Below are 26,247 nucleotides of genomic sequence, written 5' to 3' on the forward strand. Positions count from 1 at the left end.
CAAGTGTGAGGTATTTATGCGGGCAAGTCAACAGAAGTTGTATGCATGGATTGCGGGGCTGGCCCTGCTGGCTGGCGCTGCCGGCGCCGGGGCGGCAACGCCGCAATGGCGCTGGGTTGCTTCGTGGGGTACGGCACAGATGGTGCCTGAAGGACAGAATGAATTGCCTGCCGCGCAATGGCGCGATGGCAGCCTGCGGCAGGTGGTGCGTGCCTCGCTCGGTGGGAAAGTGTTGCGGGTGCGCGTCAGTAATGCCTTCGGTACCGCTCCGCTGGCGCTGGACGCTGCCAGCATTGCCCGTGCGGTGGCGGCCGGCTCTGCCGATGTTGACGCCGCGACAATCCGCCCCCTGACCTTCGGCGGCCAGGCTGCGGTGGTGATCCCCGCCGGCGCCGAGTATTACAGCGATCCAGTTGAATTGCCGCACGCAGCCGGGACCGACCTGGCAATCTCCTACTACTTCAAGGGCGAACCTGCGCGCCAGACCGGCCACCCAGGTTCGCGCACCACCAGCTTTACGCTGGCGGGGCGCCATGAGGCGGAAGCGAAATGGCCGGAAGCGGGCAAGGTGGTGCGTTGGTACGCACTGGCCGATATCGAGGTGCAGGCGCCGCGCGGCACTGCTGCGGTCGTGGCGATCGGCGACTCGATCACGGACGGCTATGGCACTACGACGGACGGCAATGACCGCTGGACCGATTTCCTGGTGGCGCGGCTGGCGCGGGAGAAGATGACTATTGGCGTGGTGAACGCCGGCATCGGCGGTGGACGCATGCTGCGCGACGGCCTGGGGCCCAACCTGGCATCGCGCTTCGAGCGCGATGTGCTGGGGCGTAGCGGCGTCACGCACGCGCTGGTGCAGATTGGCGTGAATGACCTGGGCGGCCAGCACCGCGCCGGCGAAGATACGCCTGCCGCGCGCGCAGCCCTGCTGGAAGCTTTGAAGCTGGCGCATCGCCAACTGGTGGAGCGCGCCCACGCCCAGGGAATCTGCGTGATTGGCGCGACCGTCACCCCCTATACCGGCAGCGATTACTATCGCCCTGCGCCACATAATGAGGAAGACCGCCAGGCCTTGAACCAATGGATACGCACGTCGGGTGTGTTCGATTCGGTGGCCGACTTCGATGCGGCATTGCGCGATCCCGCGCAGCCGGAGCGCCTGCTGAAGGCGCTCGATGTTGGCGACGGACTGCATCCTTCGATTGCCGGCTATCGCGCAATGGCGGAAGCGTTGCCGCTGAACGCCTTGCGCTCTTGCGGAGCTGCGAAATGAGGCGGTTGTGCGAACTGTTGCTCGTCGTCGCCTTGCTTGGCGCCGGCGCTGCCGGACCGGCCCATGCGCTCGGACAGAAACCCTTCGTCGCGACTGAACGTGCGGCTGCGGCGCCGGGCGCCGTCGTGCTCGCGGAAGCTGGCCGCGCGTCCACGATTTACGTCGATGCCGGCGACCATGCCGGCGTGATGCGCGCGGCAGCCTCGCTGCAGGAGGACATCGGGCAAGTCAGCGGGGCCCGGCCAGCGCTTGAGAAGTCCACGCCGCGCGGCAATGATGTGGTCATCATCGGCACGCTGGGCAAGAGCCGCCTGGTGGACGGCCTGGTGAAAGCCGGCAAGCTCGATGGGAAGGCTATCGCGGGTAAATGGGAGGGCTGGCTGGTGCAGTCGGTGGCGCAGCCGATGCCTGGCGTCGAGCGCGCCCTGGTGATTGCCGGCAGCGACAAGCGCGGCACGATTTTCGGCATCTACGAGCTGTCCGAGCAGATCGGCGTGTCGCCCTGGTATTGGTGGGCCGACGTGCCGGTGAAGCGCGCGAACGCGCTCTACGCATCGCTGACGTCGCCTGTCAGCGATGCGCCGGCAGTGCAATATCGGGGCATCTTCCTGAACGACGAAGCGCCGGCGCTGACCGGCTGGGCCAAGCAGCATTACGGCGGCTACAACCACCAGTTCTACGAAAGAGTATTTGAGCTGATCCTTCGCTTGCGCGGCAACTACCTGTGGCCCGCAATGTGGGACGCGGCGTTCTATGACGACGATCCGCTGAACGGCAAGCTGGCCGATGAATATGGCGTCGTAATCGGCACTTCGCACCACGAACCGATGGCGCGCGCCCACAAGGAGTGGACGCGCTACGGCAAGGGGCCGTGGGATTATTCCCGCAATGAGGCAGTGCTGAAGGACTTCTGGTGGAAAGGCGCAGTGCGTGCGAAAGACTACGAGAAGATCGTCACCCTCGGCATGCGCGGCGACGGTGATGAGCCGATGTCGGAAGAGTCCAACGTCGCGCTGCTGCAGCGCATTGTTGGCGACCAGCGCAAGATGCTGTCGAAGCTTCCTGCCGCGCCACAGGTATGGGCGCTGTACAAGGAGGTGCAGGACTATTACGAGAAGGGCATGCGCGTGCCGGATGACGTAATCCTGCTGTGGTGCGACGACAATTGGGCCAATATCCGGCGCCTGCCGACAGCGGAAGAGCGCAAGCGTCCAGGCGGTGCCGGCGTGTACTACCACTTCGATTATGTCGGCGGTCCGCGCTCGTACAAGTGGTTGAACGTGACGCCGATCCCGAAGATCTGGGAGCAGATGCACCTGGCGTGGGAATACGACGCGCGCAAGCTGTGGATCGTGAATGTCGGCGACCTCAAGCCGATGGAGGTTCCGATCGAGTTCTTCCTGAGCTATGCGTGGAAGCCGGATGCATGGCCTGCATCGCGCCTTCAGGAATACCTGCAGCAGTGGGCGGCGCGCGAGTTCGGTTCCGAGCATGCCGCGGAGATCGCGGACATCGTCGCGAAGTACACCAAGTACAACGGCCGACGCAAACCAGAGCAACTGGAACCGGAAACCTATAGCCTGGTGAACTACAACGAGTCGGAGCGCGTGGTGGCGGAATATCGCGCGCTGGCCGAGCAGGCAGAACGCATCAATGGCCTGCTGCCGGAGGCGAAGCGCGATGCTTTCTTCGAACTGGTGCTGTATCCGGTGAAAGCCGGGGCCGTGGTCAATGAGCTGTACGCAACGGCAGGAATGAACCGCTTGTATGCTCGCCAGGGCAGGGCGGCTGCCAATGTACTGGCCGAGCGTGCACGCGAGCTGTTCCGCCAGGATGCTGCGCTGTCGGAGCAATACCATGCGCTGCGCGGCGGGAAGTGGAACCATATGATGTCGCAGACCAGGCTTGGCTACACTTACTGGAACCAGCCACCAGTGAATGTGATGCCGCCTGTTAGTGGAGTGCAGTTGCTGGCTGCCGGCGCACTCGGCGTGGCCGTTGAAGGCAACGCGGCTGCGTGGCCTGGTCCGGGAAGCGAATCACTCGCCCTGCCGGCGCTGGATGCCTACGAGAAGCGGGCGCACCATGTGGAGGTCTTCAATCGGGGACCGCAGCCGCTGCCGTTCACCATTGTTGCCGACCAGCCCTGGATCATCCTGTCGCGCACCGAAGGCAGCATTGCGGTGCAGGAGCGGATCAGCGTAGACGTCCGATGGGCCGAGGTGCCGCGCGATGCGCGCGAGGCGTCGCTGACCATCCGTGGCGGCGATGGCTCGCGCACCAAAGTCCGCGTGCCGCTGCGGCAGCGTGACGCGGCCGTGGAAGGGCACAACGGAACGTTCGTGGAGGCTGGCGGCGTGGTGTCCATCGAGGCGGCGCACTTCGCGCGCCAGGTTGCGCCTGAAGGGCGCTCCTGGCTGCTGGTGCCCGACCATGGCCGGACCTTGTCGGCAATGACGCCATTGCCGGTCGACGCTACGGCCGGCCTGGCGGATGCGCAAGCGATGCGCCTGGAGTATGACATCGCACTGACAAAGCCAGGCACGTTCACCCTGCATACCACGCTCGCGCCGACCCAGAAATTCCAGCCCGGCGACGGTTTCAGGTTCGCGGTATCGGTAGACGACGAAGCGCCGCAAATCGTCAACATGCACGCCGATGCATCGCTGGCTGCGTGGGAGCGCTCGGTAAGCGATGGTGCGGTGACCTTCCGCACTGCCCATTCCGTGCGCGGCGCGGGCACCCACACCGTCAAGTTCTGGGCGATCTCGCCCGGCGTCGTGCTGCAGAAACTGGTGCTCGATGCCGGCGGGCTGAAGCCAAGCTATCTCGGCCCGCCGGAAAGCCCCCGCCTCTAAGCGGCGAAGCGCTGCGGCATCGCTCGCAGCGCCCCTGCAATCGCCTCGCGCAATGGCTTGGCGCGCAGTTGCGCGTCGTAAGGGCAAGGGCGCATCGGCAGCTTGTCGGTGCGGGGCGCCTCGTGCCAGGTCTGCAGCCAGCTGATATCGTCCGACATTCCCCACAGCAGGAAGTCGTGGCACTGCGGATAGCTGAAGGTCGCGTCAAGGAAGTCGCGCGCCAGCGCCGCCACGCCCGCGTCGCGCGCCGCGATATCGGCCGGCAGCTTGCGGTCGTTGACGTCGAATTCCGTGACCAGCAGATCCAGTCCCATGCCTGTCACTTCGTCGAGGAAGCGCCGCCATGCGGCCAGGTCATGCGAAGCATTGCGGGAATCGTCCCAGGAGCCGATGTGGCCCTGGATGCCAAGTGCCTGCACCGGGGCACCGCGCTTCTTCAGTGCCTGCAGCATCTTCAGCACGCCTGCGCGGTGCTTCGCGCTGCCCTCATCCCAGCGCATGTAGTCGTTGTACACAAGCTGCGCAGCAGGGAGCTGCTCGCGTGCGAGGCGGAAGCACAAATCCACCTGCTCGATGGCACCAAGCCGTTCCGTGAACACATTGCTGCGCATGCTGCCGGTATCGGGATCGACCGCCTCGTTCACGACGTCCCAGCTATAGATTCCGTCGCCGAAGTGCCGGGTAACGGCGCCAATATGGGCCTGCAGCAGGCGTTCGGCTTCGCGCGCCGGCGCAGCGCCGAAATCGTGCTGGTTGACCCAGGCCGGCAGCCATTTGGACGGTTGCCACACCAGCGTGTGGCCGCGCACGTTCATGCCTTTGGCGCGGGCCCATTCGAACATCGCATCGGCGCGGGCAAAGTCGAATTGGCCAGGCCGGGGCTGCACGGCCTGCCATTTCGTTTCGTTCTCGGCAACGATAGTGTTGCATTCCCGCGCCACTAATTCGAGATAAGCGGGCTTGCGATGGGCGTAGCCAAGGGCGTTCCCAAACCGCATGCCTTTCACTGCGGCGATTGATTTCAAAGGGGTTTCTGCCCCGGTGGCGAGTGCGGGAAGGGAGGCCGCTGCCGTCCCGGCGGCAAGCCATTGCATCACCTGGCGTCGATTTTTATTCATGAAAGTCTCCTGTTGGTTTGAATTTTGAGATAAGCTACCATGAAATGGTTGCGCAAACATAAGAAAAAAACCGGGAGACGAAGGATGGTTATTTGGCAGCGTGCCATGCTGGCGCTGGCCCTGCTGCTGCCGCTTGCGGCAGCGCACGCGGAGCAGGAAGATGGATATGAGCTTTGGCTGCGCTATCGGCCGCTTGCCGGCGTAGCGTTGCCAAAGCAGATTGCGCTGGCGTCACCTGGATCGCCGACCGTGCAGGCAGCGGTGCAGGAATTGCAGCGTGGCTTGCGCGCCATGGCTGGCAAGGAGCCATCGCTTGCCACGCTTTCGGCGGGCGCCCAGCAGGCCAGCGGCGCTATCGTGCTGGCAACCCGCGCGCAGCTCGATGCAAGCGGTGGCCAGGCCGCCGTTGCCTGCGCGCTGGAAGGAATGGGCGACGAAGGATATCTGCTGCGTTCGATGCGCTCGCCGAATGGGCGCGGGTACACGCTGATCGCCGCCAACAAGGATATCGGCCTGCTGTACGGCGTGTTCGCCTGGCTGCAGGCGGCGCAATTGGGCAAGCGGCTCGATGCGCTGGATGAACGCAATGCGCCGAAGCTGGCGCGTCGCGTGCTGAACCACTGGGACAACCTGGATCGCACCGTGGAGCGCGGCTACTCAGGTGAATCGATCTGGAACTGGTGGGAGCTGCCGGATATCCGGGAGCAGCGTTACATCGACTATGCGCGCGCCAATGCCTCGCTGGGCATCAATGGCACGGTGCTGAACAACGTCAACTCCAAGCCGGAGATCCTGACTGCACCCTGGATCGCCAAAGCCGCCGCTCTGGCTGACGTGCTGCGCCCCTACGGCCTCCGCGTCTATCTCTCGGTGCGCTGGTCGACGCCGCTGGAGCTGAAGCAAACACGCACCGCCGACCCGCTCGATCCGCAAGTCGCGCAGTGGTGGCGTGCCAAGGCCGACGAGATCTACCGTGCCATCCCTGACTTCGGAGGCTTCCTCGTCAAGGCCAACTCGGAAGGCCAGCCCGGCCCTCAGGATTACCACCGCACGCACGCTGAAGGCGCCAATATGCTGGCTGCCGCGCTGGCCCCGCACAAGGGCATCGTCATGTGGCGCGCCTTTGTATACGCCTCGGATCAGCCGGATGACCGCGCCAAACAGGCCTACAGCGATTTCGCACCGCTGGACGGCAAGTTCGCGCCGAACGTCGTGGTGCAAGTGAAGAATGGCCCGCTGGATTTCCAGCCGCGCGAACCGGTGCATCCCCTGTTCGGCGCGATGCCGAAAACGCCGCTGATGATGGAGTTCCAAGTCACAAAGGAGTACCTCGGCTTCGCCACCCACCTGGCCTACCTCGGCACGCTGTACGAAGAAACCCTGCGCGATGCGGCGCCCGCGGTCGCCGGCATGGCGGGCGTCGCCAATATCGGCAGCAGCCGCACCTGGAGCGGTTCGCACTTCGACCAGGCCAACTGGTACGCCTTCGGCCGCCTGGCCTGGAACCCACAGGCCAGGGCGCGCGATATTGCGCTGGAATGGGCCGGCCGTACTTTTTCTGCGAAGGCCGCACCGGAGGTCGCCGACCTGATGATGATGTCGCGTGAAGCCGTGGTGGACTACATGACGCCCCTCGGCCTGACGCACCTGATGGGCACCGGACACCACTATGGCCCCGCGCCGTGGGTGTCAGACCTGGCGCGCCCCGAATGGAACCCGGCTTATTACCACCGTGCCGACAGCAAGGGCATCGGCTTCGACCGCACGGCGGCCGGCAGCAACGCACTGGCCCAGTACGCGCCGGCGCTGGCGCAGCGCTGGGCGGACGCGCGCAGCACGCCGCCCGAATACCTGTTGTGGTTCCACCACTTGCCGTGGGATTACGCCATGCCGTCCGGCCGCACGCTGTGGGCCGAACTGTTGGCGCATTACGACAATGGCATCGCCGCTGTGGCGGACATGCAGCAGCGCTGGCAGCGCCTCAAACCGCTGGTCGACGCGCGCCGCCATCAGGAGGTAGCGCAGCGGCTGGCCGTGCAGCGGCAGGAGGCGCAGTGGTGGCGCGACGCCAGCATCGCCTACTTCCAGTCTGTATCGAAGTTGCCGCTGCCGGCTGGCGTGCAGGCGCCGCCGCATAGCCTGGAGTACTACAAAGCGCTGCACTTCCCGTTCGCACCGGGACACGGCTGATACAGAACGATACTTTTTTTGTTTGTGTTGGTAGCGGTAACAATTTATGTTACCAAATGGTAGTAATAACTATAATTTGGAGAAGACAGATGCAAGTAATATGCAGAGAGACCCTGCTGGGACTCACCGTCATGGCCGGCATGATTGCCCAGGCCTATGCGCAGGACACGGTCACCCCCGCCAGCAACGTGGTGCAGGTGACCGGCTACCGCGGCAGCCTGGAAACTTCGGCGCGCGACAAGCGTGATGCGATCGGCTTCCAGGATTCCGTGTTTGCCGAAGACCTGGGCAAGTTCCCGGATACGAACATCGCCGAATCCCTGAACCGCATCCCAGGCATCCAAGTCAGCCGCGAGATCAGCGGCGAAGGCCTGAATATCCAGATTCGCGGCCTCGGCACCAGCTTCACCAAGGTCTTGCTGAACGGCGCCCCGGTGGCGGTGGCATCGACCGGCCGCACCGACAACCAGAACACCAATCGCGAGGTTGACCTGGACATGCTGCCGACGGACCTGTTCCGCAAGCTGACCGTCAACAAGAGCCCGACCGCCGGCCTGCTGGAAGGCGGCGCCGCCGGCGTGGTCGACATGCGCAGCGCCCGCCCGTTCGACAACAAGGGCCGCTACATTGCAGCCAACGTGACCGCTACCGAAAACTCGGTCGCCAAGAAAGTCGGCAACCGCGGTTCCGTCCTGGCCAGCAACACCTGGGGCAATACCTTCGGCATCCTTGGCGGCATCGCCTGGGGTACCAACAAGGTCCGCACCGAGGGTTTTGAAACCATCGGCTGGACCAATGCCAACCTTAGCGCTGCCCAAAGCAGCTCGCCGACCCGCAACAACACCGGCGGCGGCAACTGGACCATCCCATCGACCGTGCCGGCCGGCGCGGGCAACGGCCTCACCACCGGCGCCACTATCGACCAGGCTTTCCTGCTGGCGAACAACCCCGGGCTGAACATCACCCAGATCGACAACGCCATCATCCCGCGCCTGGGACGCCAGATGGTCGAAAGCGGCAAGAAGGACAAGGTCTCCATTGTCGGCAGCCTGGAATACCGCCCGACCGAAAACCTGCAGTTCTACCTCGACACCTTGGGTGGCAAGAAGAAGAACACCCTGCAGCGTATCGACATGAACTGGGTCGGCCGCAACGGCGCCATGATCCCGCTGAACATGAAGGTCGACCGTGACGATTGCACCAATGGCTGCGTGGTCACCAGCGGCACCTTCGCCAATGCCCAGCACTTCCTCGAGTTCCGTCCTTATACCGAAGACGTGACCTTGTGGGGCGCCAACCCGGGCATGGAATGGAAGATCAACGACAAGTGGAAGATGGATGCGCAAGCCAACATCACCCGCTCCACCTTCCTGCGCGATTCGCCGACCGTGATGCCGATCACCGCGCTGGGCACCGGTAATACCGTCGCCTTCGACAATACTTCGGGCGACGTCCCCACCATCAGTTCGAACATTGACCTGAACAACCCGGCCAACTTCCAGTGGAGCGGCGGCCGCGTCAACCTGCAGCAGGAAAAGCGCAACACCGAAACCAAGGGCGCGCGCGCCAATGTGACCTGGGGCGAAAAGTCCTTCAACGTCAAGGCCGGCTTCGCACTGGACGACATTTCGCGCCGCATTACCGCCAAGGACAATTCCGGCGCGTGGCAGGCAGCTGTTTGCGGCAACAATCCGAGCGTGTTCCTGCTTGGCCCGAACGGCGCACCGTCGTGCAACGGCGCCAGCACCCCGGGCGCCAGCGCGGCTGCGCTGTATCCAGGTTTCGGCACCGGCTACACTGCCGGCCGCACTGACACCCTGGTGTACAACGGCTCCCTGATTCCGGCGACCGCGCTGCAAAGCTACCTGCAGCCTGGCCCTGGCTTCGTCACGCTGGACTGGAACAAGTTCCGCCAGGACTCGCACTACGACCAGTTCGTGGCGACCGCGCCGGAAACCGGTTCCTCCAACACCAGCGCCTCCGCCGGCTACATCAAGGAAAAGACCAAGGGCTTCTACACCGAGGTCAATGGCGAAGCGGACCTGGCAGGCATGCAGCTGCGCTACAACGCCGGCGTGCGCCGCGTGAAGACCGACCAGACCGTGGGCGCCTTCAATTCGATTCCCGATCCGCGCAACGCAACGCTCACGCTGAACGGCAGCAAGTACCCCAACATCGACAGCTTCTACTACCTCGACACCAGCTACAGCAACACGCTGCCATCGGCCAGCGCCGCCCTCAGCCTGCGCAAGGACCTGCTGCTGCGCGCCTCCGCATCGCGCTCGATGACCCGTGCCGATCCGAACGCGCTGCGTCCGGGCATCAACTTCTCCAACCCGTCGGCCGATATCGGCAGCGTCGGCAACGCCTCGCTCAGCCCCTACCTGTCGGATAACATCGACGTCGGCCTGGAGTGGTACACCGGCCGCGAGGGTTATGTCAGCCTGACCCTGTTCCAGAAGAAGATCAACGGCTTCACCGTCAGCGAAAACGTCACCACCCCGTTCCGCGACCTGGCAGCCTACGGCGTGACCTGGGATGCGCTGACCCCGGTGCAGCAGGCAGCCATCAATGCGCGCGGCGGTCCCGACGCGGCCACCGTGGTCCTGACCCGCCAGAAGAACGCTTCCGGCGAGCTGAAGATCCAGGGCGTGGAACTGGGCTGGGTGCAACCGCTGGACAAGCTGCTGCCGGTGCGCGGCTTCGGCTTCTCCGAGACCATGACCTACACCAGGCAGAAAGCCAGCGGCGAAGGCACCAACGGCTTCGTGGCGCTGGGCGTGCCGCGCCTGACCAACAGCTTCACCGCCTACTACGAGCAGTCCGGCTACAGCATCCGCTTCTCGCACAACTGGACGGAAGGCAGCCAGGTATCGGGCGCCAACCAGAACGGCATCACCAATGCCGCGCTGTTCGTGAACGACTACAAGCAGCTGGACATGTCCTCCAGCGTGGACCTGGCCAAGGTCTTCGACCGCGACAACTGGCCAACGCTGACCTTCGACATCACCAACCTCAGTGATTCGGCGCAGCGTACCTACTTCCAGTACGAGAGCGCAGCCTTTACCAGGTACAAGCCAGGGCGGACTTTCAGCCTGGGGCTGCGTGCAAAGTTCTGATCGCCTGTGGTAGAGTCCCTTTGTTGTCCAACCACAAAGGGTCTTTTAAGCAGATGTCGAGCAAGAAGGTAAAGCCGAAGCCAGAAGCCACGGCGCCGCGCAGCGGGGCGCCGACCATGTCCGACGTGGCCAAGCTGGCCGGCGTCTCGCCGATGACGGTGTCGCGCGTGATGAACGGCGACCCGAACGTACGCAGCACCACGCGCAAGAAGGTGGACGAAGCAGTAGCGGCACTGAATTACGTACCCAACCAGGCGGCGCGCCGCCTGGCCGGGGTACGGCCTGTACGCATTGGCTTCCTCTATTCGAACCCCTCGGCCGGCTACCTGACCGAATTCCTGGTCGGCTTGCTGAACCAGGCGTCGCTGAATAACGTGCAACTGGTGGTGGAGAAGTGCGAAGGGGAGCAGTGGAAAGACAAGACCCAGCGCCTGCTGGATAACGGCGTCGACGGCATCATCCTGCCGCCGCCGCTGTGCGATGTGCCAGGCTTGATCGACCTGGTGGCAAAGGCCCATGTGCCGGCAGTAACGGTTGCCTGCGGCCAGCCCGACAAGCGCGTCAGCGCCGTCAGCATCGACGACTACCAGGCCGCCTACACCATGACCAACCACCTGATTGCGCTGGGCCACCAGCGCATCGGCTTCGTCATCGGCCATCCGAACCAGACCGCCAGCGCGCGCCGCCTGGCAGGCTTCAAGGCTGCCATGTCCGACAAGGGACTGGCGATGCCGAAAGAATTGACGGTGCAAGGGATGTTCACCTACCGTTCCGGCCTCGACGCGGCCGAGCAGCTGCTGGCACTTGAGCATCGCCCGACGGCAGTCTTCGCCAGCAACGACGACATGGCCGCCGCCACGGTGGCGATTGCCCATCGCATGGGACTGGACGTGCCGGGCGACCTGACGGTAGCCGGCTTCGACGACACCGCGCTTGCCACCACCATCTGGCCCGAGCTGACCACCGTGCGCCAGCCGATTGCCGACATGGCGGAAACCGCCGTCAAATTCCTGGTGCACCAGATCCGCGCCCAGCGCGAAGGCGACCCGCAGCAGCCGGAACATCTGGTGATGGATTCGACCCTGGTGCGCCGCCAGTCCGATGCCGCGCCGCGCATGCGCCCGCCGGCCAGGAGCGTCGCCAAAGCCTGATGAAAAATGGGGTACGTCCCCATTATTTGGTCATGCTAATATTTGGCTCATGATCGCTTCGGCCCTGTTTACCCCGGCCCAGCAAAAGCTGCTGGGCTTATTGTTCGTGCGCGTGAATGAGGGATTCCACCTCAATGAAATCATGCGCCTGACAGGGCTGGGCAGCGCTTCCGCACAGCGCGAGCTCAAGCGCCTGCACGAATCGGGGCTGATCGTTTCCGAACGCATTGGCAATGTGCGCCGGTTTCGCCCCAACAAGGAAAATCTGGTCTATCCGGAGCTGGCCAGCCTGGTCAAGAAGACTTTCGGCCTGGTCAGCGTGCTGAACTCGGCGCTGGCGCCAATGCGCAAGCAGCTCAGCGTGGCTTTCGTCTACGGCACCACCGTCAAGCAAGCGGAAGATTCCAGCGCGCCGGTCGAGCTGCTGCTGATCGGCGAAAACACCACGTATGGCGAGCTGCTGAGCCGCTTGCCGGTGGCCGAGCGCCTGCTGCGCCGCAAGATCAATCCCAACCTGTATTCCGTCGACGACTTCCAGCGCCGCTTGCGCGAGCAGCAGCCATTCATTCTCAAGATGCTGGGAGAGCGCAAGGTGTTTGTGCTGGGCGACGATACCGACCTCGATCACATCATCAAGGAAGTCCACCCGGAGGATGAGCATGGAGACGCGTTACCGGACATTTAAGGAGTTCTACCCTTTCTACCTGAAGGAGCACTCCAACAGCACCTGCCGCCGCCTGCATTTCGCCGGCTCCACCATTGTCCTGCTGCTGGTGGCGATGGCCATCGTCAGCGGCGAGCTGGCGCTGCTATGGCTGCTGCCCGTGGTGGGCTACGGTTTCGCCTGGGTCGGCCACTTCTTCTTTGAACACAACCGGCCGGCCACGTTCAGGTATCCGTTGTTCAGCCTAATGGGCGACTGGGTAATGTTCCGCGATATGCTTACGGGCCGGGTTGCATGGTGAGGGCGCCGTGCGCGGCAGGCTGATGGCCACGCGGGTATAGCGCCCCGCCTCCGATTCGCAGCCAATCTCGCCGCCGAAGGCCGACACCACGCGCTTGCAGAAGGCCAGGCCCATGCCGGTGCCGCCGCCATTGCGGTGTGTGGTATAGAACGGCTCAAAGACGTGCGGCAGCACGTCGGGCGCAATGCCATGGCCGTTGTCGCTTACCACCAGCCAGTTATGGTTGCCGCGGGAATAGCACTCGACATCCACTGCACCGCTGCCACCGGCCTTCACCGCCTGCAGCGCGTTCTTCAGCAAGTTATACAGCACGAACATCAGCAGTACGTCCGAACCGTGAAAGCTGTACTCGTTGCGGATGGTGACGCGCACCTGCGCGCGTTCGCTTCCGGAGAAAGGATAGCAAGCCATCGCTTCATCCACGCAGACGCTGATGGAATGCACGGCGAAGCTCTCGCTGCGCATGATGCCATCGCGCGCAGAGGCCAGCAACATGTCCACGATGAAGTTCGAGCGCGACACTTCGGCGTCGATGCTGCGCGCAATCTCGCCCAGGTGTTCCAGCTGGCGCGTGCCGAGTGCGCCCTGGTGTTCCGGCCGGTAGCCAGCGATCAGCTCGGGCAGGTTGCGCGCCAGGATGCGGGTCTGGCTGCGAATGCTGGCCAGCGGGGTGCGCATTTCATGGGCGATGGTGGCGGCAGCGGCCATCGGGTCGGCCAGCAGGTTATGGCGCACCATGGCTTGGGCGATCAGGCCCAGGGAGGCCATGATGAACAGCACGCCCGGCGGATACATTTCGACCCCGTAGTTGCATAGGTAATCGCTGGCCGCGCCGAAGTAGATGAGAATGCTGACCAGCACATAGCGCAGGCGCGTGCGCTCGGTTGATACCGCGCGCTGCTGGCGGTGGTACAGCAGCCACAAGGCGCGCCCGATCACAATCACGGTCTGCGCCAGGTGCAGCGGGTGCAGCCAGCCGGCCTTGGGATAGGCGCCGTAGAAATAATGCTGCAGCCCGGACAGCATCCAGTCCGTGGTTGGCAGCAGCAGGCCCAGGCCACCGGCAAACAGGTAGCTGAGGTAGAGGCCGGGACGCTCGTCCTTGCTGCCGGTCAGTTCGATGATGAAGTGGTACAACGTGGTCGGCAGGAACAGGATGGGCAGGTAGCCCAGGCGCGCCAACACCATGGCGGTGGTGTCGTTATGCGTCAGGAACAGCAGCGCCCAGCTCGCCTGCCAGAAGAAGGTGGTGGCGCATACGGAAAAAAAGGTCATGCCGACCCGGTTTGGGCCGCGCGAGCGCAATACGTACAGCCCATAGCAGATAAATAGGGCTGAGACCAATGCCGGAATTAGCGCATACATTGAGTTTCCTCAGCTTAAAAAGGGATTGTTAACAGCTTATTGTCAAGAAATTAGACAAGTATTGAGGAATATCAATAGTTCGGCGCGCCAATCGGAAAAAGTAAGGGCTGGCATTAAGCCGTTTTACTTTTATGGAGAAATAGTCCTATGTACGTCCACGTCCCAGCCCCCGACGCTCCTGCCGCAGCCGAAATGACCTTCCACCACAAGCTTTCGATTTTCCTCAAGGATTCCAATGCCTACGGCAATACCTACTTTGCGCGGTATTTCGAATGGCAAGGCATTTGCCGGGAGAAGTGGTTTTATGAATGTATTTCCCGCGACATGCTGCAGGCGGAGGGGGTATTTATTACCAAGCATGCCCAGAATGATTACCTGCAAGAGACCTTCCCGTTCCAGGAAGTGTCGTGCGAGGTAAATACCTACGACGTGAGGAAATGCTCGTTCTGGCTTGAATTCCGCTTTTATGCCGATGGAAGCCCGGTATCGGTGGGCCGGCAGCAGATCGTGTTTGCCAACCACGCGAAACAGATTTCGCCGCTGCCCGAGCTGGTGCTCAAGCGCATCAAGCGCTACGCCCTCAAGAAATAACTGCCCAGCCCGTGTCCCACCATGGGGTCACACCCGAAACGGGACACGGGCACGGCCATTGCGCACTTGAGGTCGTGTCTCACTTCGGGTGTGACCCCACGGTGGGACACGGGCCCATCTGTTAGCGCGATGCGGCGATCCAGGCGTCGACTTTGGATTCCAGCAGGGCCAGCGGCACGGTGCCGTCGCCCAGTACGATGGCGTGGAACTTGGCCAGCGTGAACTTGCTGCCCAGGGCCTTCTCGGCCTTGGCGCGCAGCTCCTGGATCTTCAGGGCGCCGGTCTTGTACGCCAGCGCTTGCGCCGGCCATACCATGTAGCGTTCGGTCTGGTTGCGCGCGACACTTTCGTCGCCCAGGGTTTCGGTCATGTATTTGATCGACTGTTCGCGGGTCCAGCCTTTGGCGTGCATGCCGGTGTCGACCACCAGGCGCACTGCGCGCAGCATTTCGTCGTTCAGGTGGCCGAAGTATTGGGCAGGATCTTCGTACAGGCCCATTTCCTTGCCCAGGGTTTCCGCGTACAGCGCCCAGCCTTCGGTGAAGGCGGTATTGCCGCCGAATTTGCGGAACTTCGGCATGTCCAGTTCCTGCATCAGGGCGATGTGGAAGTGGTGGCCAGGTTTGCCTTCGTGCAGGAACAAGGTGTTCATGCCGGTGCTGCCGTATTTGGTCGGGTCGGTGACCACGGACCAGAACACGCCTGGACGCGAGCCGTCCAGCGCCGGCGCGGTGTAGTGGTCGGATGCGGTATCGCGGCTCAGTTCAGGCTCCAGGCGCAGGTCCAGCTTGGCCTTGGGGATCAGGGTGAACATGGCGGGCAGCTTGGTGTCCAGCAGGTCGTTCAGCTTGTGGTACACGGCTTGCACTTCGTCTTCCGTTTTGAACGGGAAGAACTTCGGCTGCTGCGACACCCAGGTCGGCAGGCCGGCGGCCGGGCCGTTGTAGCCGAGTTTCGGGCCCAGCTTGGCGTATTCGGCCTGGATGCGCGCCACTTCGCGCAGGCCGGTCTGGTGGATTTCTTCGGCGCTCTTGCTGGTGGTGGTGGCATCGGCGATGCGTACCTTGTACCAGGCGTCGCCGTTCGGCAGGGCATTCCAGCCGGTGCTGGTGCGGCAGGCCGGGATATATTCTTGCTCCACGAAGGCGGACAGCTTGGCCAAGGCTGGATTCAGCTTGTCGGCCACGGTGGCGCGGAAAGCGGCGGCCAGGCGCTGCTTGTCGGCGTCGCTGAAGCTGGCCGGGAATTTGGTGACCGGCGTGAAGTAGATGTTCTTTTCAGGCGTTTCGCTGACCAGTTTCTGGAACTGCGGCAGCGCGGCAATCATGATGGCTTTCGGCTGGGTGATGCCCTTGGCCATGCCTTCCTTCATGTTGGCGATGGCCTGGTCGATCCAGGCTGGAAGCTGGTTCAGGCGGCTCAGGTAAGCTTCGTATTCCTTGACCGTGGTCAGTGGCTGCGATGCGTCGCCGCTCGAGAAGTTGGCCAGCGTGACCGGCATGCTGTCCATATGGCTGATCGGCAGCAGGTGTTCAGGGAAAGGCTCGTACGCCAGGTAAGTCTTCAGCTCGAAGCCCATCACGTCGTAGCTGATGCGGTCGCCGCGATTGAGCTGCGCGCGCGGGATGGCCTGCAGGCGCTTGGTGAAAGTGCGGTACAGGTCGAACTGCTTGCTGCGCGAGGCGGGCCAGATGGCGGTGCCCAGCTGGTCGTCGAAGCGGTTGTCGCCATTCTGCGTCGCGCCTACCGGATCGAACTTGGCGATGGCATCGTAATACTCGTCGGCCAATGCCCAGAACTGCTTCTTTGCCGCCTCATTGCTCTTGGCCGGAGCTTTTTCCAGCGCCGCAGGTTTGGCCGCGGCAGCATTGGCGTGGACGGGGGCATACGCCAGCAAAACGGCGGCCGCCAACGCGCCGAGGGTAATACGATGTTTCATTTTTCTTGATCCGGGTAAATGAAGGAGCGATAAGCATAGCCGAGCAAGCCCGCTGCTACAATGTTGCAAGATCGCTAATCTGGAACGAGGGAGCCGCATGTCGTATCCGCACATCGTCCCCCCTCCAGAGCGCACCTGATGATCAACCGCGGCACGGGCCCTATGAAAAAAATCCTGGCAATGATGATTCCAGTGGCGGCGATGGCTGGATGCGCAACGGCGCCAACCGCGCAGCGTGGCTGCGTAGCGGAAAAGTTCGACAGCTTCCTGCCGCGCTACATGAGCGATCGCCAGTTCGCCGCCGAGCGCACGGTGTTCCCGCTTGAATCGCTGGCGACGGCGGAAGAAAAGAAAACGCTGGTAGCGCGTGAGCAGTTTGCGGCATCGGCCATGCTGGCAGACATGATCAAGTCCGATCACCTGTCGACCAGGCAGCTCGCAACGCCGGGTGGAATGGAGTTGAACGTGTTCCGGCCCGACTCGGATTCGCTGGTTTATTTCTACCGCTTCCGCCAGCAGGATGGCTGCTGGTACCTGTGGCAATTCGAGGACTCGTCGCTGTGAAAACAGGCGGCATCCGCCGGCAGCCAGGCCGGCCGGGAGCCGCGGCGGGCCGAGTCCCGGGCCTTAGGTAGCGTCCAGCGACTCCGCGCCGGTCATCAGCGATTCCACTGCCCGCTCGAACAGCGGCGAGTATTCCACCGGCCGCAGGCTGCCGTCGCGCATGGCTGCCAGCAGGGCTGCGCGCGAGTACACCAGTGGCGTGGTGTGGTCCGGCGCCGTGAACAGGAAGCCTGCATTGCGCGCCGCCACGGCACCCAGGCGCAGCGGCACGTAACTGCCGCCAGACAGCAGTTCGAAGCCGTTGCCGGCTTGCGCCCAATGCAGCCATTCGTCCTCGTAGCTCGATACCGGGGCCAGTGCCGGGTCGGGCTGCACGGTGGCCAGGACGCCATGCAGCGCAAACTCGGCGCTGAACTGCGGCTGTGCCGGCAAGGCATCGGCATGCGTGGTGGCGGCCAGCGCCGGCTGTCCCGCGTCAATGGCGGCGAAGCGTTCGCGCAAGCCTGCCACGTTCATGCGCGGCGTGGTCGGCATTGGCATATTGTTGGACAGCACATCCATGTGCAGCGACACCAGCTGGTCCAGTGCCGCCTGCGCATCGGCTTCGCTCATGCCGATCGTTGCCAGGCCGGCCCTCAGCTCGCGGCCCAGCGACGGCAGCATTTTCATCAGCACCGAGCGTTCCTCCGGCAGGATTTTTTCCTGCGCGCTCCACACCAGTTCCGGCAGCAGCTTGCCGTAATCGGGCTGCTTGCCATAAGTGTGTACCATCACCTGCGCCCAGGTGCCGGTGATGAAATCCATCATGCGGCGGTCGACATTGACCGATTCGAGATGGCCGCGCAAGTTGTCCGCCAGGGCCGCCACGAAAGGCGCCACTTTCACCGCCCGTTCGAAGGCCGGCATCGAGCGGCGCACCACCGGGTCGCATTCGCGCAGCAGGGCGGCCAGGAAGCTATCCAGTTCCAGGGCCGCATCGGCGAACACGGAAGCGTCGTGCTCGTATTGCTGCAAGACCTGGTTGACCAGCCGTTCCACTTCGCCCTGCAGCGGCACGACCAGCGTCGAATCGGCACCGATGCCCACCGCGGCGCTGCCGATGCGGTCCAGCAGATGGCGCGCCGGCAGGTGGGCGCCTTGCAGCACCGCCAGGTCTTTCAGTGCCGCGCGCAGGAAGGGCGCGTGCAGGCGGCTCAGTTGTTCGCGGATGCCTTTGGGAAGCTGCTCGTCATTCAGGATGAACTCGAACAGCAGGCCGACCAGTTCCACCACGATGCGTTCCGAACTGTGCGGCAGGTTTGCCATGCGGTCGAGCAGGGCCAGCGGCGGTTGCGGGCCGCTGCCGGCATGTTCGCGCTGGAGCTGGCGCAAGGCGGTATCAAGCTGCACGCGCAGCGTGTTCTGCGCCTGCGGCGCACTGCGCCGGATGCCCGAGGGATTGAACATGCTGAAGACCAGCTCCTGCAGTTCCGGCTTGGATGGCACATCGGCTTGCCCGTGCAGGATGCTGGGCGGCGAGTCTTGCTGGATTTCCTTCCGTACCGCCCCCAGGCGCGCCACGCGCTGGCGCATGGCGACGTCGGCGTCGGCCTGCCCGGTTGCGGCGCGTTGCCATGCCAGGCGGTCCTGCTCCAGCCGGCTCAGGGCCGAGGGACGTGCCACCAGGCGCGAACGGATGCCGCGCGATTCGAATACTTCGCGCAGGCGGTTGTAGAACTCACCCAGCTCCGCCGTCATGGCGTGCGACAAGGTATCGAACAGCAGTTTGCTTTGCGCCTCGTCTGCCACCATGGCGCTCAGGGCGTCGTACAGGGAGCGCGCCAGCAGGTAAGGGCGGAACGGGTTTTCACGCTCGCGCACTTCGCTGTCGCCGTGCATCTGGGCGATGATCAGGTTCAGGTGGCCCAGGCTCAGTTCGTCCGCGTCGCGCAGCTTCAACAGCAGGCGCTCGACTTCGATCTGACGCGTTACCACTTCGTCATCGATCAGGGTCAGGGTATCGGCGCGGAAGTCGTGCAGCCCGGTGCGCAGGTCGGTGTGCATGGTCTGCATGGCGCGCGCCAGCAAGCCTGCGTAAGAGCGCTCCATGCGCGCACGCATGGCAGCACCCTGCTCACGCAGGAAGACGCGGCATGCCCCGGCAAGACGCTGGTCCGCCGGCGGCGCCGTACGCAGGGCTTCGCCCAATACTGCGTCCGCCTGCTCGGTCATCCGTTTGCACATTGTCGCAAAGCCTGTTTGCGCTTCTTCTAGGGCGAGTGCAAGCACCCTTTTCAACGTTTGCATATGCCTAGATTCTATCGAAATGTTGCGCCCAACAGTCAACAATTTAACGGTCGAAAATGTGTCAAAATGCAATTTTGACCGGAGTTTCCTGCAATGCGTATCGCGCTAGTTGCTGCCTTGATGTTAACCGCAGTGTCGGCCCAGGCCGATGTAAGCCTGGTGGGCACCATGAAAGAGAGGGCCCTGTTATCGGTCAACGGGGGCGCACCACGCACTTTCCCGGTCGGTGCCACGCTGCCTGATGGTAGCAGACTGGTTGGCGTCACGTCGGGCGAGGCAACCATTGAAGATGGCGGAAAACGCTATGTCATCCGCCTGGGCGAGTACGCCGCATCCAAGTCAAATGGTGGCGGCAATTCGATGGTGCTGTCGCCCGATACGAACGGCCATTACGCGGTGGCCGGCGAAATCAATGGCTTCCCGGTGAAAATGATGCTCGATACCGGCGCCACGCTGGTGTCGATTCCCGCCGCGCTGGCAGGCAAGATGGGCATCGACTACAAGAACAAGGGCCGCCGCGCCGTCACCAATACGGCGGCCGGCATGGCGCCGGTGTGGATTGTGAAGCTGGATAAGGTGAAGGTGGGCGAGTTCGAATTTGCCAACGTGGACGGCTCCATCAACGAAGCCGGCCTGAACGTCATCCTGCTCGGTAACTCGGTCCTCAAGCGGCTTGATATGAAGACGGAGTCGGGGACTCTGACGCTGACAAAGCGTTTCTAGCATACAGCGCCGCCACCACGTCCGATTGCGTCACGATGCCGGCAAAGCGGTCTTCGTGATCAAGCACGGGGATGTGGTGGAAGCCGGAATCGGCCATCAGCGGCACCAGTTCCGTGATGGGCGTGTCGATGCTGGCCGTGCGCGGGTGCTTCACCATGATCTGGCCGACCACCTCCGGCTTTTCCGAATGCGTGGTGCCTGACGGACGCAGGAAATCCAGCAACTGGCGGCGCATGCCGTGGTAGTCGTCCAGCCCGCCGTGCGCCATGAAGTCGCTGGTGGTGACGATGCCGATCACGCGCCGCACGCGGTTCAGGACCGGCACGGCTGCAATACGGTGCTGGCGCATTTCGCGCCAGGCATCGGCCAGCGGGGTGGCGAATTCCGCCGTCACCACGTCCTTCGACATGATGTCGCCGCAGGTGATGATGCCGAAGCGGCGCTGGTAGGCGCGCATCTCGGTCTTCAGGAACAGTTCTTCCAGGTCGTCGCGGCTGATATCGAGTTCCTGGTTGTACTGGCGCAGCACCGCGTCCAGGTCTTCCGGCTGGAAGCCGAAGCGCAGCGTCGGCACCTCGTCTTTTGTTGCGTGGGGGTTCGGGTGCGCCAGCTGCTGGCTGTGGGGATAGCGGCGTCCGGTCAGGTTGTTGTAGACGATTGCCGCCAGCACGACCAGTACGCAGTCCACCAGCACCGGTCCCAAAGGCAGGCGATAGCCCATGGCATGCACGGCCGGCCCGCCGATCACCATCATCAGCGCCGTGGCGCCGCCGGGCGGGTGCAGGCAGCGCAGCGCGTACATGGCGGCAATCGCCAGCGGCGTCGCCAGTGCCGCCGCCAACGGGCCGGGGCCGAAGAACTGCACGCAGGCCACGCCCATCAAGCCGGACACCACATTGCCGCCAATGACGGCCCATGGCTGCGCCATCGGGCTGGCGGGAAGGCAGAACAGCAGCACGGAAGAAGCGCCAACCGGGGCCACCAGCCACATCACGTTATCGCCCAGCAGGTAGTGGGCGGCGAAGCTGGTTATCAGAAGGCCAAGCAGGGCGCCGACACTGGCGCGCAGGCGCTGGCGCTGGCTGGTATTGCTGCGGGCGGGAAGCAGGGAAAGAAGCACGGAATTCAGCATCCGGCCATTATCCCACGGTTGGCCGTGACTCTCAGCCACCGGCCCCGTGCGACACAAGGTCAAGCGGCAGGCTGGTGGTGTACTTGATCTGTTCCATCGAGAACGCGGACGAAACGCCGGTCAGCTGCGCGGCCTTGATCAACTTCTTGTAAAAACGGTCATATCCATCGATATCGGTGGTCACGACCTTCAGCAGGTAATCGATGTCGCCGCTCATGCGATGGAATTCCTGCACTTCCGGCAGCGCCACCACGGCGGCGGCAAACTTTGCCAGCCACTTCTCGTCGTGCTGGCTGGTGCGCACGCTGACAAAGACGGTCACCGGCAAGCCCGCCTTGCGGCGGTTGATGATCGCCACGCGGCGGTCGATATAGCCATCCTCCTCCAGGCGTTTCAGGCGCTTCCAGCATGGCGTGGTCGAAAGGCCAACCTTTTCCGCCAGCTCGGCCACGGACAGCGTGCCATCGACCTGCAGCGCCCCCAGGATCGCGTAATCGAAGCGGTCAAGATCATTCATTTTTATTTATATGGTTATTTGGAATGCTTATTCTACATTGAGGCTTGTTTGAGGTAATTTTGGAATGCCTGATTCACGACTAGTTCGTAAACTATTGAGTATGAGCAAAGAAATCTACCTCGACGGGAATGCCACCACCTGCGTGCTGCCGGCTGCCATTGACGCGGCGGTGCAAGCCATGCGTGATTGTTTCGGGAATCCCAGCAGCACGCACGCCACCGGCCTCAAGGCCAAGGCCATGCTGGACGCCGTGCGCCAGCGCGCCAAACGCCTGCTGGGCGTGGGCAGCGGCCGCATCATGTTCAACAGCGGCGCCACCGAAGGCATCCAGACCGCGGTGCTGTCGGCGCTGTGCGCCCTGCGTGAACGCCGCGAGCGCGGGGAAGCGATCGGCGGCCTGCTGGTGTATGGCGCCACCGAACACAAGGCCGTGCCGGAAGCGCTGGCGCACTGGAATCGCTTGCTGGGCCTGGGCCTCGAACTGAAAAAGCTGCCGGTGGACGGCGACGGCCGCCACGACCTGGCCGCGCTGCGCGCCCTGGCGCCGCAAGCGGCCTTCGTCTGCACCATGGCCGCCAACAACGAAACCGGCGTGGTGTCCGACCTGGTTGGCATTGGCGCCACGCTGGCAGCCAGCAAGGCGCTGTGGATGGTCGACTGCGTGCAAGGCCTGGGCAAGCTGCCGCTCGACCTCGGCAACACCCGCATCGATTACGCCCCGTTCTCCGGCCACAAGCTGTATGCGCCGAAAGGCATCGGCATGCTGTATGTGCGCGAAGGCGCGCCGTACACGCCCCTCGTCATGGGCGGCGGCCAGGAAGCCGGCCTGCGCTCCGGCACCGAAAACATGGCGGGCATTGCGGCGCTGGGCGCCGTGCTGGCCGTGCTGGAAGAAGGCGGCACCTTCCGTTCGCCGTCGGAGCTGCACGGCTTCCGCGATAAACTGGCCGCCAGCTTGCGCGCAGCTTTCCCCGGCATCGTATTCAATGCACCGCTCGACAAGGCGCTGCCGACTACCCTGAATTTCTCCGTGCCCGGCTTGTCGAGCAAGGAACTGCTCGATGTATTCGACGCTGCCAATGTGCGCGTCAGCGCCGGCAGTGCCTGCTCCGCCGCCAAGGCAGCACCAAGTTATGTGCTGGATGCAATGGGACTGCCGGCCTGGCGCAGCAGCAGCGCGGTCCGCATGTCCTTCGGCCCCCTGGCCAGCGAAGAGATCATCAACGAAGCCTGCGTCCGCATCGAACGCTGCGGCATGGCGCTGCGCAACGCAGGCCTGATGGATACGCCGGTGTCCGGCGCCGTCGTGCCGGAAGGCGTGCTGCAACTGAGCCTGGCGGGCAATCACACCTGGCTGCTGCTGGACGAGCCCTCGCGCCAATGCATCGTGGTCGACCACCAGGCCGAACTGGGCGAACGCATTGACAGCCTGCTGCACAGCCACGGCTACCAGCTCTCGGCGCGCCTCAGCACGCGCGACGGCCGCGCGGAAACCGACAGCTTCGCTTTCGGCGCACGCGCGGTGCGCCGAGTGGCGCTGGATTCAACGCGCTCGGCTTACCTGCTGTGCAGCGGCGACAAAGTCGACTACGCCTTCACCGGCCTGGCGGCCTTGTCCGAACTTGCCGGCAAGGTGCCCGTCGACGCTTTGCTATGCGCCGGCCGCGAAGAAGTGAACGCCTGCTGCACCAGCTTGCGCGCCGAGGCGCAAGGCAGCATGGCGAGCACGGAACTGAACCTGGACAGCATCGCCCTGGCGCGCCTGCTGCAAGCGCAACCGCAAGCCGTGCTGGTGGACGTGCGCGAAACCTACGAGCAAGCCGCCTGCATTCCCGGCGGGCGCGCAGCGCAAAGCGTGCCGCTGAGCCGTCTGGCGGCCTTCGTGCCGGGCTGGCTGGCGGCCGTCGACCCGCCGCCGTTGGTGTTCTTCTGTCGCAGCGGAAACCGTAGCGCCAAAGCAGCGCAATGCCTGCGCCGCCTTGGCTACCGGCATGCCTACAGCCTGGCCGGCGGCGTCGCGCTTGCCTCGCCGGAGTTGGCGCTGGCTGCATGATTTTGTGAGGTTGTATCCTGTTTGCGGCGGCCTGCGGGCCGCCGTTTTTTTGTGCCAACCGGCTTAGAGCTTCATTTCCAGCATTGCACGGAACAGGACGCTGGTCGGGGTGATGGTGGTGTCGCTGCGTCGCCCGGTGGTCTCGACGTAGGAAGACTGCGCCAGGTTGTCCTGATGCAGCATGTTCGATGCCGACAGGCGCAGTTGCGTCTTCGGCGTGAATTTCCACAAGCCGTACAAGTCCAGCGCGCGCTTCGGCACCGCATAGGCGTACTGCCTGTCGGAGATGCGCACTGCGCCGCCGCCCTGGTAGCTGTAGGAGCCGCCCAGCGTCAGCGGCAGCTTGTCCAGCTTCCAGTCCGCGCCGACGGTGCCGCTGATCGGTACTTGCTGGTCCAGGCGGTTGTCCGGGCCCGGTACGGTGTCGAGCTTCGACCAGCTGCGCGTCAGGTTGGCGCGCATCTCGACGCCCGGTGCCGCCTTCATGATCGAGCGCAAAGGCAGCTTGGCTTCCAGCTCGATGCCGTAAGTGTTTGCGGTGCCGGCATTGACCGGGCGCGACACCCACACGCCATCGATCAAATCCACGCGGCGGCGCGTGATGTCTTCGATGCGGCGCGCGTAAGTGCTGGCCGACAGCAGGCCGCCGCCTTCACCCAGGTAGTGCTCGAACGCCAGGTCCAGGCCCCAGGCCAGTTCCGGCTTCAGGTTCGGGTTGCCCATCATGTCGGGCGAAGTCGAGCTGTTGTTGTTGGAAGTGAAGCGGCGCGGGATCAGGTCGCCCACGCCCGGCGCCTTGTAGGTGCGGGTCAGGCCGAAGCGCACCTGGTCCTTCTTCTTGTCGCCCAGCTTGTACAGGGTCTGGAACAGCGGGCTCAATACGCTGGAGTTGTTGTCGATGCTGCCGTAGTCGGTGCCTGTGCTCTTGATGTTCACCCCTTCCCAGCGCAGGCCAAGGTAGACGGACCAGCGCTCGCTCACATTCCATTCATCCTGTGCGTAGGCCGCCAGGCGGGCCACGTCGGCGGAGTAGACTTCGTCGAGGTTCTGCGGCGCGATTCCGGCCGGCGCGCGCAGGTATTCTTCGCGCTGGATGCGGTCCTCATCGCGCTTGCTGTAGCCGATATCCCAGCCGCTCGCCAGGGCGTGGCCCGGCACGATCGGGCTGGAGTACTTGCCGGTCGTGGTGAAGCCCTTGTCGGTCGACTCGGAAGTGACGGTGCGCTTGCGCGCAAACTGCGCGCCGGTCTGCAGGTTCGGCGCGCCCACGTTGCGGTGGTTGTAGTTGAGGCCTGCCTTCATATCCAGCTTGGCGCCGCCGGCCAGCGGGCGCGCCCAGCTCAGGTCCGTGCGGAACAATTCCATGTCGGCCTTGATGTCCTGGTCCAGGCTGCTGAACATCGGCTCCTGGCCGTACACGGTGCTGATGCGTTCCGTGTTGTGGGCGCGGAAGCGGTTGACCGCAATGAAGCTCTGCGAAGTGATCACGTCGCCCGGCTTGATCGCGTAGTTGATGCGCGGCGCCAGGTTGAAGTTGCGGAAGTAGCCTTCGCTGCTGGCTTCGCCCCGGCGCAGCAATGGTGCGCTGCCGCTAGCTTCGGTGACGGTATGGCTGGGGCGATCGAAATCGCCGTGCAGGAAGCCGCCGCCGATCGAATACGACCACGGTCCCTTGCGGTCCGACATTTGCAGGTTGACGCTGGCGCCGGGCTGGCCGTTATCCGATTGCAGGCCGGCCTTGATCTCGGTCTGCGCAGTGGAGATGGCTTTCTTCAGCACGATGTTGATGCCGCCGGCAATGGCCTGGGTGCTGAACTCGGCGGTGGCGGCGCGCATCACTTCGATGCGCTCGATCATGTCTGGTGTCAGCGAATCGAGCGAGAAACCCGGTGGCGCCGGCTCGCCGTTCAACATGATCGAGGTGTAGCCGCTGCCCAGGCCACGCATGCGGATATTGCCGCCGCGGCCTTGCACGCCGTCCAGCGTGATGCCGGGCAGGCGCTTGAGCACTTCGCCGATGCTGGTGTCGCCATTTTTCAGGATCTCCTCCTGCGTCACCACGATCTTGGTCGCGGTGTCGTTGCGGCGGATATCCATCGCCGCGCTGCCCTTGATTTCAACTTTTGGCGTGGCTTGGTCGGTGCTGGCTTGCTCTTGTGCGTAAGCGCCGTTCAAGGCCTGGACGATGAGCAACAGGGGGAGAGCGATTTTCTTCATGCAAATGGCGGTGGCTTTTGGGAAACTTAACAGCATACACTGCCGCCGCTGGCCTGGCAGCGATTGGCCGTCATGCGCCTCACTTGGCAAAAAAACTCGTGATCTTTCTGACGCGAAATTTTGCGCCTGAAACGCGCTGATCTGTAAGAAAGCCATATGTACGCTAGCGAACAGTCGCGTGCC

At 63.7% G+C, this 26,247-nt stretch carries 18 protein-coding genes; 11 read left to right on the forward strand and 7 right to left on the reverse strand.

Annotated features, from left to right (window positions below; all coding sequences use genetic code 11):
• Nucleotides 1-16: 16 nt before the first annotated feature.
• Nucleotides 17-1,276 carry an SGNH/GDSL hydrolase family protein gene (locus ACN9MZ_RS03670; RefSeq protein ID WP_426340950.1) on the forward strand — a complete coding sequence of 420 codons (1,260 nt, stop codon included), beginning with the start codon at nucleotides 17-19 and terminating at the stop codon, nucleotides 1,274-1,276.
• On the forward strand, nucleotides 1,273-4,134 hold the full coding sequence (locus ACN9MZ_RS03675) for a glycosyl hydrolase 115 family protein (protein WP_426340951.1): 2,862 nt from the start codon (nucleotides 1,273-1,275) through the stop codon (nucleotides 4,132-4,134). The genes ACN9MZ_RS03670 and ACN9MZ_RS03675 overlap by 4 nt, the downstream gene beginning before the upstream one ends.
• On the opposite strand, the gene ACN9MZ_RS03680 is transcribed toward ACN9MZ_RS03675, so the two are convergent.
• Nucleotides 4,131-5,252 carry an endo-1,4-beta-xylanase gene (locus tag ACN9MZ_RS03680; RefSeq protein ID WP_426340952.1) on the reverse strand — a complete coding sequence of 374 codons (1,122 nt, stop codon included), beginning with the start codon at nucleotides 5,250-5,252 and terminating at the stop codon, nucleotides 4,131-4,133. The two genes, ACN9MZ_RS03675 and ACN9MZ_RS03680, sit on opposite strands and share 4 nt — an antisense overlap.
• Before the next feature lie 84 nt (nucleotides 5,253-5,336).
• Between ACN9MZ_RS03680 and ACN9MZ_RS03685 the strand changes: the two genes are divergently transcribed.
• From ACN9MZ_RS03685 to ACN9MZ_RS03705, 5 genes are all read left to right on the forward strand, one after another.
• On the forward strand, nucleotides 5,337-7,442 hold the full coding sequence (locus ACN9MZ_RS03685; protein WP_426340953.1) for an alpha-glucuronidase family glycosyl hydrolase: 2,106 nt from the start codon (nucleotides 5,337-5,339) through the stop codon (nucleotides 7,440-7,442).
• Nucleotides 7,443-7,531: 89 nt separating this feature from the next.
• Nucleotides 7,532-10,561, forward strand: coding sequence for a TonB-dependent receptor (locus ACN9MZ_RS03690; protein WP_426340954.1), 3,030 nt, complete (start codon nucleotides 7,532-7,534; stop codon nucleotides 10,559-10,561).
• A 53-nt stretch (nucleotides 10,562-10,614) separates the two neighbouring features.
• Nucleotides 10,615-11,712 (forward strand): LacI family DNA-binding transcriptional regulator, encoded by a 1,098-nt coding sequence (locus ACN9MZ_RS03695; RefSeq protein WP_426340955.1) that lies wholly within the window; start codon nucleotides 10,615-10,617, stop codon nucleotides 11,710-11,712.
• A gap of 49 nt (nucleotides 11,713-11,761) precedes the next feature.
• Nucleotides 11,762-12,397, forward strand: coding sequence for an ArsR family transcriptional regulator (locus ACN9MZ_RS03700; RefSeq protein WP_426167657.1), 636 nt, complete (start codon nucleotides 11,762-11,764; stop codon nucleotides 12,395-12,397).
• Nucleotides 12,372-12,677: an Mpo1-like protein gene (locus ACN9MZ_RS03705; protein WP_426167659.1), complete on the forward strand. Its 306-nt coding sequence runs from the start codon at nucleotides 12,372-12,374 to the stop codon at nucleotides 12,675-12,677. Before ACN9MZ_RS03700 ends, ACN9MZ_RS03705 begins: the two co-directional genes overlap by 26 nt.
• Here ACN9MZ_RS03705 and ACN9MZ_RS03710 read toward each other — a convergent pair.
• Nucleotides 12,621-14,042, reverse strand: a complete 1,422-nt coding sequence (locus tag ACN9MZ_RS03710) for an ATP-binding protein (protein WP_426167661.1) — start codon at nucleotides 14,040-14,042, stop codon at nucleotides 12,621-12,623. The genes ACN9MZ_RS03705 and ACN9MZ_RS03710 overlap by 57 nt on opposite strands.
• 147 nt (nucleotides 14,043-14,189) lie before the next feature.
• Between ACN9MZ_RS03710 and ACN9MZ_RS03715 the strand changes: the two genes are divergently transcribed.
• Nucleotides 14,190-14,633, forward strand: coding sequence for an acyl-CoA thioesterase (locus tag ACN9MZ_RS03715; protein ID WP_426167663.1), 444 nt, complete (start codon nucleotides 14,190-14,192; stop codon nucleotides 14,631-14,633).
• A gap of 121 nt (nucleotides 14,634-14,754) precedes the next feature.
• On the opposite strand, the gene ACN9MZ_RS03720 is transcribed toward ACN9MZ_RS03715, so the two are convergent.
• Complete coding sequence (locus tag ACN9MZ_RS03720; RefSeq protein WP_426340956.1) at nucleotides 14,755-16,572, reverse strand: DUF885 domain-containing protein; 1,818 nt, start codon at nucleotides 16,570-16,572, stop codon at nucleotides 14,755-14,757.
• A gap of 162 nt (nucleotides 16,573-16,734) precedes the next feature.
• Between ACN9MZ_RS03720 and ACN9MZ_RS03725 the strand changes: the two genes are divergently transcribed.
• A complete protein-coding gene (locus ACN9MZ_RS03725) occupies nucleotides 16,735-17,136 on the forward strand; it encodes a hypothetical protein (protein ID WP_426340957.1) in 402 nt (133 codons plus the stop codon).
• A gap of 63 nt (nucleotides 17,137-17,199) precedes the next feature.
• Here ACN9MZ_RS03725 and ACN9MZ_RS03730 read toward each other — a convergent pair whose 3' ends face one another.
• Nucleotides 17,200-19,422: a DUF1631 family protein gene (locus ACN9MZ_RS03730; protein ID WP_426340958.1), complete on the reverse strand. Its 2,223-nt coding sequence runs from the start codon at nucleotides 19,420-19,422 to the stop codon at nucleotides 17,200-17,202.
• Nucleotides 19,423-19,515: 93 nt separating this feature from the next.
• Between ACN9MZ_RS03730 and ACN9MZ_RS03735 the strand changes: the two genes are divergently transcribed.
• Nucleotides 19,516-20,145 carry a TIGR02281 family clan AA aspartic protease gene (locus tag ACN9MZ_RS03735; protein WP_426340959.1) on the forward strand — a complete coding sequence of 210 codons (630 nt, stop codon included), beginning with the start codon at nucleotides 19,516-19,518 and terminating at the stop codon, nucleotides 20,143-20,145.
• Here ACN9MZ_RS03735 and ACN9MZ_RS03740 read toward each other — a convergent pair.
• Together ACN9MZ_RS03740 and ACN9MZ_RS03745 are read right to left on the reverse strand one after the other, a co-directional pair.
• Complete coding sequence (locus ACN9MZ_RS03740; protein WP_426340960.1) at nucleotides 20,087-21,277, reverse strand: HPP family protein; 1,191 nt, start codon at nucleotides 21,275-21,277, stop codon at nucleotides 20,087-20,089. The genes ACN9MZ_RS03735 and ACN9MZ_RS03740 overlap by 59 nt on opposite strands.
• 31 nt (nucleotides 21,278-21,308) lie before the next feature.
• Nucleotides 21,309-21,794, reverse strand: a complete 486-nt coding sequence (locus ACN9MZ_RS03745; RefSeq protein ID WP_426340961.1) for an Lrp/AsnC family transcriptional regulator — start codon at nucleotides 21,792-21,794, stop codon at nucleotides 21,309-21,311.
• A 100-nt stretch (nucleotides 21,795-21,894) separates the two neighbouring features.
• On the opposite strand from ACN9MZ_RS03745, the gene ACN9MZ_RS03750 reads away from it, so the two are divergent.
• A complete protein-coding gene (locus ACN9MZ_RS03750; RefSeq protein ID WP_426340962.1) occupies nucleotides 21,895-23,847 on the forward strand; it encodes an aminotransferase class V-fold PLP-dependent enzyme in 1,953 nt (650 codons plus the stop codon).
• Between the two features lie 63 nt (nucleotides 23,848-23,910).
• Here ACN9MZ_RS03750 and ACN9MZ_RS03755 read toward each other — a convergent pair whose 3' ends face one another.
• Complete coding sequence (locus ACN9MZ_RS03755; protein WP_426340963.1) at nucleotides 23,911-26,064, reverse strand: TonB-dependent receptor plug domain-containing protein; 2,154 nt, start codon at nucleotides 26,062-26,064, stop codon at nucleotides 23,911-23,913.
• Nucleotides 26,065-26,247 lie beyond the last annotated feature (183 nt).

Origin of the sequence: Pseudoduganella sp. S-14 (genome assembly GCF_049913285.1) — a bacterium.
GTDB lineage: Bacteria > Pseudomonadota > Gammaproteobacteria > Burkholderiales > Burkholderiaceae_D > Rugamonas.